The sequence below is a fragment of the Synechococcus sp. SynAce01 genome, from assembly GCF_001885215.1.
Taxonomy (GTDB): Bacteria; Cyanobacteriota; Cyanobacteriia; order PCC-6307; family Cyanobiaceae; genus Regnicoccus; species Regnicoccus frigidus.
Genome location: NZ_CP018091.1, coordinates 604,514 through 615,987, shown reverse-complemented (window position 1 = coordinate 615,987; position 11,474 = coordinate 604,514). Strand labels below are relative to the sequence as shown.

The following is an 11,474-nucleotide window of genomic DNA, read 5'->3' as shown; positions in this document are numbered from 1 at the left end:
AGAGCCAATTGGCAGCCACCCAAGAACAGCCAGAAACGACCGAAGCACAACTGGATCACACCGTGAGGCTCGAATGGCCTTGCCCCCCCACCTAATCTGCCGCGATGCACATCCGCGCCACCCTGCGGGGTTGGGTCGCCCTGCTGCGCTGGCAGAAGCCCAGTGGTCGTCTCATCCTGTTGATCCCAGCCGGCTGGTCCCTCTGGCTGCTGCCCGAGGGGCCTCCGGCGGCCGCCCTCGTCGGCTTGATTGGTCTTGGCGGCCTCGCCGTCAGCGGTGCCGGCTGTGTCGCCAACGACCTCTGGGACCGGCGCATCGACCCTTTGGTGGAGCGCACCAAGGACCGACCCCTCGCCAGTGGTCGGGTGAGTGTGGCCAGCGCCGCCGTTCTGCTCGTGCTCTGCCTGCTGCTGGCCCTGCTGGTGGTAGGGCTGCTGCCGGAAGAAGGGCGGGGGGCTGCCCTGCTGCTGGCCCTGGCGACCTTGCCGGCGGTGCTGCTCTATCCCTCTGCCAAACGCTGGTTGGCTTTCCCCCAGTTGCTGCTGGCCTTCTGCTGGGGTTTCGCGGTGCTGATCCCCTGGGCTGCGGCCACCGGTGAGGTTGCCGGTGGCTGGCCCCTGGGACTGGTCTGGGCGGCCACATTGCTGTGGACCTTCGGCTTTGACACGGTGTACGCCATGGCCGATCGGCGCGATGATGCCGCCCTGGGCCTGCGCAGCAGTGCGCTCAGCCTCGGGCCTGCGGCCCCTGCCGTCGTGGCGATCTGTTACGGCCTGACGGCACTGTTTCTGGCGCTCGCCGCCCTGTTGCAGGGGGTGTCCTGGCCCTTCTGGCCGCTCTGGGCCCTGGCGGCGATCGGCATGCAACAACAGGCCCGGTTGTTGCGGGGTCAGCCTGCCGCTGGCCTGTTCGGCCGCCACTTCCACCGCCAGGTTCAGCTCGGTGGCCTGCTCTGGCTGGCCCTGCTGCTTGGACGGGCCGCATGAGCGCCTCCTGGCGCCCCGCCAGGCCGGTTCTGTCGCCGCCGCCTTTGCGGCCCGGTGAGCGGGTGGGGCTGGTCGCGGCCAGTTCAGCCCTCGGCGACCCTGGCCGGCTGGAGCAGGGGGTGGCCGTGCTTGAGGACTGGGGCTTGGTGGTGGAACGTCCGTTTGATCCCGGCCGGCGTTGGGGCTACATGGCCGGAGACGACCAGCAGCGCCGCGGCGATCTGGAGGCCCGGGCCCGCCTGCTGGCCTGTGTGCGCGGTGGTTGGGGGTCAGCCCGGCTGCTGGAGCAGCCCCTGCCCGAGCAGGCAGGCTGGTTGCTGGGTTATTCCGATGTCACCTCCTTGCTCTGGGCGCGCCTGGCGCTGGGGCTCGGCGGTGGCATCCACGGGCCGATGGTCACGGGCCTGGCCAGCGAGCCGGAGTGGAGCCAGCAGCGGCTGCGGGCGTTGCTGTTCGGTGAGCCGCTGCCGCCGTTGCAGGGCGAACCCTGGCAGGGCGGCGTGGCGGAAGGCCCCCTGCTGGTGGCCAACCTCACGGTGGCGACCCACCTGCTCGGCACCCCGTTTCTGCCTCCTCTGGCGGGGGCTGTGCTGATCCTGGAAGACGTGGGCGAGGCGCCCTACCGGATCGAGCGCCTGCTCACCCACTGGCGCCTCTGCGGCGCCTTGCAACAGCTGGCTGGTCTTGGCTTCGGCAGTTTCCTTGACTGCGACGATCCCGTCGAATCCAGCGAGCCGCCCCAGCATCGCTTCAGCCTCGAGCAGGTGCTGCGCGAACGCACCGCCGACCTTGGCATCCCGGTGGTGGGCAGGTTGCCGGTGGGCCATGCCCCAGGCAACGGGGCGCTGCCGCTGGGCCGGCTGGCCCGCCTTGATGGCGACAGCGGCCGCCTCAGCCTGATTCCCTAACCCTCCCGCTGGGCCAGGACAGCGGCAGCCACGTCGAGATCGAATGGCGTGGTGATCTTGAGGTTGGAAGCCGGAGCGGCGATCACCCGAACCGGCCAGCCCAGCCGCTCGAACAGGGCGGCGTCATCGGTGACGCTCCAGCCCTGCTCCAGCGCCCTGGCATGGGCCGAACGCAACGCCTCCACCGGAAAGCCCTGGGGGGTCTGGGCGGCCCAGAGCCCGGCGCGATCCAGGGTTTCCTCCACTTGCTGCGCGCCATTCAGCCGCTTGATCGTGTCGCTCACCGGCGTGGCGGCGATCACGGCCTCCCCCGCCGCGACGGCTTCCGCGCAGCGGCCGATCAGTTCCGCTGCCACCAGGCAGCGGGCGCCATCGTGGATCAGCACGCCGGTCGCTTCGGCGGGCAAGGCCGCGAGCCCCAGCCGCACCGACTCCTGGCGGCTGGCGCCGCCAACGATCCAGCGCACCGGCCGGTCCGCTGCCGCTGTCTGGATCAGGGCCTCCACGGCCTTCTGATCAACCGGTTGGCCCACAATCCCGATCCAGCGGATGGCACGGCAGGCCAGGGCCGCCTCCAGGCTCCAGGCCAGCACGGGCCGGCCGGCGAGCGGCAGCAGCAACTTGTTGCTCTCCGCCCCCATGCGACGTCCACTGCCGGCGGCGGCGATCAGCAAATGCACAAGCGTCTCCCTCGGGGCCGGAAAAGCCCGGTCCGATCCATACAATCAGCACGCGCAACGCCTGCCTGCCGCTGCCCAGATGCGTGTTCTTTTTTTGATTCCCGGCGGCAGCGCGACCCAACTGCAAGCGATGCCAGCGGTGGCCGCCACCGCCCTCCACCTCGCTGCCACGGTGCAGGTGTCCTGTCCGGCTGGGGCGGCGGCGGTCTGGAAGCTGCTGCCGGCCGTCGAGAAGGTGTTGCCGTTCAGCTTTGAGTCGGGGGTCAGCCTGGCCGAGTGGGCCAACCTGCTCGGTGCGGTGCGGGAGCCTGACTTTCAGGCCTGTATCAATCTGGCCTCCGGTTGGCCCCTCGACCTGCTGCTCTCCCTCACCCACATCCCCACCCGGATTGCCCGATCTGGCTTTTCGGCCACCAGCCAACTCACGCCCCAGGCCGCACAGGCTGCCTCCTGCGGCTGGCCGAATCAAGCGCTGGAAGCCTGGCTCCAGCCGATCGAGGTGCCCCTGCAGGCCGACGCCTTCCGGCTGCGGCTGCCGAAATCTGACCTGGACGCCGCCACCGCAGCCCTCCCCCCCGGGCCTGGTCCGCTGTTGCTGCTGGCCCCCAACCCAGCGGCCACAACCGGTGCTGACTGGCCCGCGGCCCACTGGCAGGCCTTGCCGGAGCAGATCCGCTCGAAATTGCCTGATCTGCGGGTGAGCCAGGCCAGCGGCGGCAGCCCGGCGCAGCAGGCCGCCCAGGTGGCTGTCGCCGATGTGGTGCTCAGCAGCGATCCCCTGCTCAGCGAACTGGCCCTGCTGACCGGCACCCCCCTGGTGGCGCTGGGTCGCAGCGGCGACAGCCTGCCCGCGCGCCAGGGGGTACAAGGTGTTGGTGAGGCCGGTTCCCTCGATCAGCTCGGGGTCACCGAGGTGCTCAAAGCCCTCGGGCTCGGTTAGCCGGCTCTTCTGTTCCACGGCTCTTCGGTTCAACGGCGTCGCTGGATGCTCCCTTCCCAAAACGTCCAACGCCGCTTCAGCCGCCGCCAACCGCCGTCGCTGCGCCGTCGCCACCCCTGGCTGACGCCGCTGGTTTCATTGGCGAGCGTGGTCAACCTCTCGGCGCTCGGCTACCGGATCGTCGAGGGCTGGGATTGGGGCGATTCCTACTGGATGGTGTTGATCACGATCAGCACCATCGGCTACGGCGAGGTGAATCCCCTCACCGCCGCCGGTCGCGCCGTGACCGTGTTCTCGATTGTCGGCGGCCTGGTGGTGGTTCAGCTCTCCATCCAGAGCCTGTTGGGTCTGAGTGAGTCGGGTTACTTCCGCCGCATGCGCGAAAACCGTTTCCGCCGCTACCTGCAAACGATGGAAAACCATGTGATCCTCTGCGGCTATGGCCGCATCGGCCGTGAAATCGCCGAACAACTGGCCAGCGAAGGCGTTCCCCTGATCGTGATCGAGATGGATCAGGCTCAGAAAGAGGCGGCCGAGGCCCGGGGCATCGTTGTGCTGCAATCCGATGCCACCCTCGATGAAACCCTGCTGGAGGCGGGCATTCACCGCTGCCGCAGCCTGGTGGCAGCCCTGCCCAGCAATGCCGCCAATCTCTATGTGGTGCTCAGTGCCCGCGGAATTGCCCCCGCCTGCCGGCTGATTGCCCGCTCCGATAGCGAAGAAGCGGAACGCAAGCTGCTCCAGGCCGGTGCCAACCAGGTGGTGAGCCCCTATGTGGCGGGCGGGCGCACCATGGCCGCCACGGCCCTGCGCCCCCTGGCGGTGCGCTTCATGGATCTGCTCTCCTCTTCAGACTGCGAAGTGGAGGAATTCCAGCTCAGTGAGGATGGCGCCCTACTCGGCGACCTCAACGGCCGCAGCCTGGCGGAACTGGAGCTGGGGCGGCGCTCCGGCGCCATGGTGCTGGCGATTCGCACCCCCGCCCCCAAGGTCGGGAACCCTTACAGCTACCGCGGTGCCACCTACCAACAGGAAGAGTCGAAGCTGATCGCCAACCCCGGCGGTGAGGTGCGCCTCGCCCCGGGCCAGATGCTGGTGGTGATGGGTAGCCAGGAGCAGCTGGGGAGCTTCATCGCCATCCTCGGCAAGGCTCTCGTCGCCGTCGAGGCAATGGCGGGCTGAGCTCGGCGAGAGCGGCGGCATACGATCGCGGGCGCCCAGTGCTTCGCCACCGATGTCCGCTCACGCAGCCATTCCACTGCAGGGTCAGACCGCCCTGGTCACCGGGGCGAGCCGTGGCATCGGCCGTGCCATCGCCTTGGCCCTGGCGGCCGACGGCGCTGAGGTGGTGGTCAACTACGCCAATTCCGCCAGCGCCGCTGAGGCCGTGGTCGCCGAGATCGAGGCCGCCGGCGGCCGGGCCCATGCCCTCCAGGCGGACGTGTCCGAAGAAGGGCAGGTGGACGGGCTGATCCAGGCGGTGCTCGAGCGCTGCGGCCGACTCGACGTGCTGGTCAACAACGCCGGCATCACCCGCGATGGCCTGCTCCTGCGCATGAAGACCGCGGACTGGAAGGCGGTGATCGATCTCAATCTCACCGGCGTTTTTCTCTGCACCCGGGCTGCGAGCCGCAGCATGCTCAAGGCCCGCCGCGGCCGCATCATCAACATCACCTCGGTGGTCGGCCTGACCGGTAACGCCGGCCAGACGAACTACAGCGCCGCCAAGGCTGGTGTGGTCGGTTTCACCCGCAGCACGGCCGCCGAATTCGCCAGCCGCGGCATCACCGTTAATGCCGTGGCGCCGGGCTTCATTGCCACCGAGATGACCCAGGACCTGAATGTGGAGCCCATTCTCAAGGCGATTCCCCTCGGCCGGCTCGGCCAGCCTGAGGATGTGGCCGGCGCCGTGCGCTTTCTGGCCGCCGATCCTGCCGCCGCCTACATCACTGGCCAGGTTTTGCAGGTGGATGGCGGCATGTTGATGAGCTGATCAGCCCTCGATCGGTTGTCCCAGTTCTTCGCGCAGGCGGCGAATACGTTGCAGCAACTTCAGCCGTCGGCTGCGCACGGTCATGGTCAGAAACAGCCGGATCGGCACGTAGACCACGGCCATGGCCAGGCCGAGGCCCGTGATGATCAAGAAGGCCATCGCACTGGGACCCGTCCCCGGATCGGCGCTGCCATCGCTTAGAGCGTCAGCCAGGCTCGTGGTGATCATCTCCTCCATGGCAAGACCCTATCGAGCCGGGGTGTCTGATTCGGCTTTCCCCACTACAACATCGCTGACATCGCCCGCCCCGCCGTGGGAGCCTGATCGTTGACGTCTATCGGGCAGCCCCACGGTCTGTCCACCCCCCACCGATGGCCAAACTGATCAGTTTCTCGGATGCATCCCGCGCTTCTCTGGAGCGCGGCGTGAATGCCCTTGCCGATGCGGTGAAGGTCACAATCGGGCCGCGGGGTCGCAACGTGGTGATCGAGAAGAAGTTCGGTGCTCCCGACATCGTCAATGACGGCGTCACCATCGCCAAGGAAATCGAGCTTGAAGATCCGTTCGAAAACATCGGCGCCAAGCTGATGCAGCAGGTGGCCACCAAAACCAAGGACAAGGCCGGCGATGGCACCACGACGGCCACCCTGTTGGCCCAGGCCCTGGTGCAGGAAGGTCTGCGCAACGTGGCGGCGGGTGCCAATCCGGTGGGGTTGCGACGCGGCATGGAAGCGGCGACCGCCGAGATCGTGACCGGCATCGCCCGCCTGTCTGAGGCCGTGGCCGGTGAGGCGATCCGCCAGGTCGCCACGGTCAGTGCCGGTGGCGACGAGCAGATCGGCCAGATGGTTTCTGACGCCATGGACAAGGTGAGCACCGATGGGGTGATCACCGTCGAGGAATCCCGCTCTCTGGCCACCGAACTTGAGATCACCGAGGGCATGGCCTTCGACCGGGGCTATTCTTCTCCTTATTTCGTCACCGACGCCGACCGTCAGGTCTGCGACTACGAGAACGCCCTGCTGCTCGTCACCGACCGCAAGATCAGTGCGATCGCCGATCTTCTGCCCGTGCTGGAGATGGTCGCGAAGGCCGGCTCCTCGCCCCTGGTGATCCTGGCCGAGGAGGTCGACGGTGAAGCCCTGGCCACCTTGGTGGTGAACAAGAACCGTGGTGTGCTGCAGGTGGCAGCGGTGCGCGCTCCGTCCTTCGGTGAGCGCCGTAAGGCCGCCCTGCAGGACATCGCCATCCTCACTGGCGCCACCTTGATCAGCGAGGACCGGGCGATGGCTCTCGACAGCGTCAGCCTGGCCGACCTCGGCAAGGTGCGTCGGATCACGATCAGCAAGGACAGCACCACGATCATCGGCAGCGATGAGCATCGCGATGCCGTCGCCGAACGCGTCGCCTCGATCAAACGCGAACTGGAGGTCACCGACTCCGACTACGACAAGGAAAAGCTCAATGAGCGGATCGCCAAATTGGCCGGAGGTGTGGCCGTCATCAAGGTCGGGGCCCCCACCGAAACCGAACTGCGCCACCGCAAGCTGCGCATTGAGGATGCCCTCAACGCCACCCGCGCGGCGGTCGAAGAAGGCATTGTCCCCGGTGGCGGCAGCACCCTGCTGCAACTGGCTGCCGGTCTTGATGGTCTGATCGCCCGGCTGAACGGCGATCAGCGCACCGGTGCCCAGATCGTCCAGCGCGCCCTCTCGGCTCCCCTGCGCCAGATCGCCGATAACGCCGGCGCCAACGGCGTGGTTGTGGTGGCTGAAGCGCTGAGCTCCGGCAAAGGTTTCAATGCCCTCACAGGCGAATACGAAGACCTGATCGCCGCTGGCATTCTCGATGCCGCCAAGGTGGTGCGGCTGGCCCTGCAGGATGCGGTTTCGATCGCTGCTTTGTTGATCACCACCGAAGTGGTGATCGCCGACAAGGCCGAACCTGAGGCCCCACCTTCCCCAGGTGGAATGGGAGGAATGGGCATGCCTGGCATGGGCGGCATGGGCATGCCGGGAATGATGTGAGCGACTCGCTCAACCTGCCAGCGTCTTGACGTAGGCGGCCACCTGCAGATCCACGCCGGTGATGGCGGTTCCCACAACCACCGCATCGGCTCCCAGGCGGTTGGCCCGCCTGGCGTCGCCGGCCGTGGCGATCCCGCCTTCACAGATCAGAACCGCCCCTTCGGGCAAGGCGGCACGCAGGGGCGCCAGCAGATCCCAGGCTGGAGGCCAACAAGCGGCCGTCTCCTGCGTGTAGCCATACAGCGTGGTTCCCACCCAGGCGCAGCCAAGGGCCGCCGCCTTCAGCCCGTTGGCCACGCTGTCGACATCGGCCATCAACGTGGCGCCGAGCTCGGTGTGGGCCCGATCGATCAGTGCGGTCAGCTCCTCGCCGCCCGGTCGGACGCGGTCGGTGGCATCGATGGCGACCACATCGGCGCCGGCGGCCCAGACGGCCTTGATGTCCTCCCATCCCGGCGTGATGTAGACGGAACTATCGGCAAAGCTGCGTTTCCACAGTCCGATGATCAGGGCTGCCGGGCAGCGTCTCCGAACCGCTCCGATGTGCTCGGGGCTCTCCAGCCGCACGCCGATCGCCCCATTGGCCAGGCTGGCCTGCGCCATGGCGGCAATCACCTCGCATTGCCGCATCGGCGAACCCTCCGGCGCCTGCACCGAGACGATCAACCCCCCTTGCAGGGAGGCACGGCTGAGCCGGTGGGCTGGGGACGACTTGGGCAAGGAGGGGGGGCAGAAAAGCCGCAGCAATGATGCCGGCGGTCAGGACGGTTTCGTCAGGATTTTGTCGAATAGCTGGGTCAAGAAGCCCGGCGCTCTTCGTCGTCCCGTGGATCCGGCAACCACGAGCGCAAGGCCGCCAGATCGGGGTGGACCGGCGGCGCAGCCGCTGCCCCTGGGGTCTCGGGCGTCGTGGTGAGACGCGGCTGCCGCTCAGCTGGTGGTTGGCTGCTGAACGATCTTCTGCTAACAGCTGGGCTAGTGGCGGCAGGACCTCTAGCTGATTCGGGCTGGGGAGAGGGCAGCGTTGGGGGGAGAGGCCAGCTGGCCGCTGGTGGCTGGACAGTGGCTCCGGGCCCGCTCGCTTCAAGATCGGCGTCCTGTTGAAAGGTGCTGGCCACCTCGTCGATGCAGTAGCGCACCAAGTTCTTGAAGCGCCGGATCGGGCTGCGTCGTTGGGGCCTGCCGTCGCTGCCGCTGCCGGGGTGCCCCTCCTCAGGGATCGCTGCAGGGTTGGTTTCGGTCTCGGCGCCTGGAGCTGGATCGTTGGCTGTGACGCTAATAGCTGTCGCGGTTGAAGCTTCCGAAGCCACCGCCGCCAAGGGGGCTGGATCAAATGGGTTCGGCCCAGGGTCCAATGGGGCGAACGGGTCTGAGGCCATGGCCGCTTCCGCCGGAGATGGTTCTGAAGCAAAGGAACCAGGCATGAAGGAATCAGCCGTGAAGGAATCCAGGGCAGACGGAGTCGCCGCCATTGGTTGGGCGGCAGGCGGATCGGAGGCGAATGGATCGCCAATCGACGCTTTGGCCTGGAACGGATCCTCGGTAGACAGCTCTGGCTTGGACGCCACAGCAGCCAAGGAGGGCGTCTCGAATGGGTTGGCGGTGTCGACGGCCTGGACTGTGGCAGGGGGATCGATCGCTTTGATCTCCCATTCAGCAGGGTTGGGGGGCGGCGTTTCGAGAACAGCGGCCTCGGTTGCCAGCGGTTTTGCCAGGGTGCCTGCGAGGGAGTTCAACTCCAGCTGCAGGGCGTTGGCCTGGGTTGCGGGGGCTTCTGCGGCCTGCTCACGGATCAGCTGGTCGAGCGCATCGACGCCATGGCGATGGACCCAGCGCGTTGAAAGCCTGGCAATGCTGCCTGGATCCTGACGGCGCAGGGCCGCGATCAGTTCCTGGCGCAGTGGTCCCTGTTCCGCAGCAGGCGCGGCGAGGGTCAGGTCCGAGGGGGAAAAAGGGAGGGGCACGGCGGCACTCAGCTGAGTTTGCGATCCAGCAATGGCCGGATCAGGAGGAACAGGCCCGCAGCCAGCACTGCAAGAACCAGCAGGCAGTGGGCGCCTGTTAAGGCGCCGTAGGGAGCCTGGAGGACAACGGCTGACAGGGAAACTTGGCCGGCGTAGGCGGCACGAATCGGTTCAATAGCGAACGTAAGTGGATTCAGGGCCGCTAGCCACCCCAACCAGGTGGGCATGAACGAAATCGGCGCGAGCGCGGTGCTGGCGAACAGCAGCGGCAGGTTCACCACGAAGATCACGGCGATCAATTCGATGTGTCCCGGCAAGGCAAAGGCGAGGCCCAGGCTCAGTCCGGTCACGGCGAAGACGAGCAGCAGCAGGGTGACGAGGACCAGCACAAGGCCGTAGACCCCTGGCCAGCCGTATCCGAGCAGGGCCGCCGTTCCCATGATCGCCAGGCTCTGGACCAGGCTGAGGCTGGTGATGTAGAGCACCGAGGCAATCACGATCGAACTTCTCGATCGCAACGGTGCCACCAGCAACCGGTTCAGAAAGCCGAATTCCCGATCGAACATCACTGGAAGTCCGGCGTTGAGCGCCGCGCTGAACGCCGTGAACACAATCACCCCAGCCCCGAGGAAGCGGCCGTAGCTCATGCCATCGGGCAGCAGACCCTCAGGCGCCTTGGCGAACAGGGCGCCGAACAACACCAGCCAGATCAGGGGCTGCAACACCCCTGCCACAAGCGTGGAGGGCCGCCGGGCCAATTGCAGGAACAGCCGTTTGGTCAGAGCGAGGATTTCCTGGCCCTGATCGGCTAGGGCTGAATTCCCGGAGATTGACGCCCCAGGCTTGGCAACGGTGGAGGTCATGGAGGGTGCACTGGTCATCGCCGGGTCAGAGGGAAGGAAAGGGCTCGAGACATGGGATCAACGCATCGCCTGTTTGCGCTCCGCCTTGGGATCACGGCTACCGGCCACCTGCAGCTCCGCATCCATCAGGGTGCGGCCGGTGGCCTGGAGATAGACATCATCCAGGCTGGGGCGGCTTTGGGAGAGAGAGAACACTGGCAGATCGGCCGCGGCCAGCTGGCGCCGCAGCGGTTCAATCACCGTTGCATTCTCAACAACGAGATTGAGCGAATGGCCCTGGGCCAGGTTCACCACCACCTGGCGAACGCCCGGGCAGCGCTCCAGCACCTCACGGACCCGTTCAGCTTCAGGGGCGTTGCTGAATTCCCGTACCCGCAGGGTGACCCGATCGCCCCCCAGGGCGCTCTTCAAGCTGGTGGGCGTTCCCTCGGCAATCACCTGTCCACCATCGATGATCGCCAGCCGATCGGCGAGGGCATCGATTTCTTCGAGGTAGTGGCTGCTCAACAGCACCGTGGTGCCCTGATCGCGGAGCTGGCGCAACACCTGCCAGATCGCGGCACGGCTTTCGATGTCAAGGCCGACGGTGGGTTCATCGAGCACCAGCACAGCTGGATCGTGAAGTAGGCCGCTGGCCAGGTCCAGCCGGCGGCGCATTCCGCCGGAGTAGCTGCCACAGCGCCGATCCAGCCAGTCGTCCATGCCGAGCAGGCCGCTGAGTTCAAGGATCCGCGCCTGCAGGCGCTTGGCGTTGAGGTGGTACAGCGCCCCCTGCAACTCCAGTAGTTCCCGACCCGTGAGGATCTTGTCGATCGCCACCTCCTGGGCCACATAGCCGAGCAGTTCACGCACGGCCCTGGGCTGGGCCAGGGCATCGAGCCCGCCCACCCTGACGCTGCCGCTGTCGGGGGCCAGCAGGGTGCAGACGATGCGCAGGGCGGTGGTCTTGCCCGCACCGTTGGGGCCCAGCAGCCCGTACAGGCAGCCCTTGGGCACGGTCAAGGAGAGGCCGGCCAGGGCCGTGACCGGGCCGTAGTTCCTGCGTAGCTCAATGAGCTCGATCACCGTGGCTTCTTCTCCCGTTTGTGACACTCCTGCCAGGCCGATGGGTTC

General features: G+C 67.1%; 12 protein-coding genes. 6 read left to right on the top strand and 6 right to left on the bottom strand.

Annotated features, from left to right (window positions below; all coding sequences use genetic code 11):
* Positions 1 to 104 precede the first annotated feature (104 nt).
* Complete coding sequence (locus tag BM449_RS03215; RefSeq protein WP_071800038.1) at positions 105 to 986, top strand: 4-hydroxybenzoate polyprenyltransferase; 882 nt, start codon at positions 105 to 107, stop codon at positions 984 to 986.
* Positions 983 to 1,894, top strand: coding sequence for an LD-carboxypeptidase (locus tag BM449_RS03210; RefSeq protein ID WP_071800037.1), 912 nt, complete (start codon positions 983 to 985; stop codon positions 1,892 to 1,894). The genes BM449_RS03215 and BM449_RS03210 overlap by 4 nt, the downstream gene beginning before the upstream one ends.
* Here the strand turns inward: BM449_RS03210 and ispD are convergent.
* Positions 1,891 to 2,574 carry a 2-C-methyl-D-erythritol 4-phosphate cytidylyltransferase gene (ispD, locus tag BM449_RS03205; protein WP_071801917.1) on the bottom strand — a complete coding sequence of 228 codons (684 nt, stop codon included), beginning with the start codon at positions 2,572 to 2,574 and terminating at the stop codon, positions 1,891 to 1,893. The two genes, BM449_RS03210 and ispD, sit on opposite strands and share 4 nt — an antisense overlap.
* A gap of 79 nt (positions 2,575 to 2,653) precedes the next feature.
* On the opposite strand from ispD, the gene BM449_RS03200 reads away from it, so the two are divergent.
* From BM449_RS03200 to fabG, 3 genes are read left to right on the top strand one after another with little or no spacing between them, the layout of a single operon-like run.
* On the top strand, positions 2,654 to 3,514 hold the full coding sequence (locus tag BM449_RS03200; protein WP_071800036.1) for an ADP-heptose--LPS heptosyltransferase: 861 nt from the start codon (positions 2,654 to 2,656) through the stop codon (positions 3,512 to 3,514).
* 45 nt (positions 3,515 to 3,559) lie between these two features.
* Entirely contained in the window at positions 3,560 to 4,696 is a 1,137-nt protein-coding gene (locus BM449_RS03195) for a potassium channel protein (protein WP_071800035.1), read from the top strand.
* 52 nt (positions 4,697 to 4,748) lie between these two features.
* Positions 4,749 to 5,507, top strand: a complete 759-nt coding sequence (gene fabG, locus BM449_RS03190; RefSeq protein ID WP_071800034.1) for a 3-oxoacyl-[acyl-carrier-protein] reductase — start codon at positions 4,749 to 4,751, stop codon at positions 5,505 to 5,507.
* On the opposite strand, the gene BM449_RS03185 is transcribed toward fabG, so the two are convergent.
* The gene (locus BM449_RS03185; protein ID WP_071801916.1) at positions 5,508 to 5,735 is read right to left on the bottom strand and encodes a hypothetical protein; all 228 of its coding nucleotides are present in this window, start codon (positions 5,733 to 5,735) and stop codon (positions 5,508 to 5,510) included.
* 143 nt (positions 5,736 to 5,878) lie between these two features.
* Here BM449_RS03185 and groL point away from each other — a divergent pair, with 143 nt between their 5' ends.
* Positions 5,879 to 7,534 (top strand): chaperonin GroEL, encoded by a 1,656-nt coding sequence (groL, locus tag BM449_RS03180; RefSeq protein WP_071800033.1) that lies wholly within the window; start codon positions 5,879 to 5,881, stop codon positions 7,532 to 7,534.
* Positions 7,535 to 7,543: 9 nt separating this feature from the next.
* On the opposite strand, the gene BM449_RS03175 is transcribed toward groL, so the two are convergent.
* The 4 genes from BM449_RS03175 to BM449_RS03160 form a co-directional block, all read right to left on the bottom strand.
* A complete protein-coding gene (locus BM449_RS03175) occupies positions 7,544 to 8,254 on the bottom strand; it encodes an N-acetylmannosamine-6-phosphate 2-epimerase (protein WP_071801915.1) in 711 nt (236 codons plus the stop codon).
* Positions 8,255 to 8,331: 77 nt separating this feature from the next.
* Positions 8,332 to 9,498 carry a hypothetical protein gene (locus tag BM449_RS03170; RefSeq protein ID WP_071800032.1) on the bottom strand — a complete coding sequence of 389 codons (1,167 nt, stop codon included), beginning with the start codon at positions 9,496 to 9,498 and terminating at the stop codon, positions 8,332 to 8,334.
* A gap of 8 nt (positions 9,499 to 9,506) precedes the next feature.
* Positions 9,507 to 10,361: an ABC transporter permease gene (locus BM449_RS03165; RefSeq protein ID WP_071800031.1), complete on the bottom strand. Its 855-nt coding sequence runs from the start codon at positions 10,359 to 10,361 to the stop codon at positions 9,507 to 9,509.
* A 57-nt stretch (positions 10,362 to 10,418) separates the two neighbouring features.
* The gene (locus BM449_RS03160; protein WP_071801914.1) at positions 10,419 to 11,426 is read right to left on the bottom strand and encodes an ABC transporter ATP-binding protein; all 1,008 of its coding nucleotides are present in this window, start codon (positions 11,424 to 11,426) and stop codon (positions 10,419 to 10,421) included.
* Between the last annotated feature and the right edge of the window lie 48 nt (positions 11,427 to 11,474).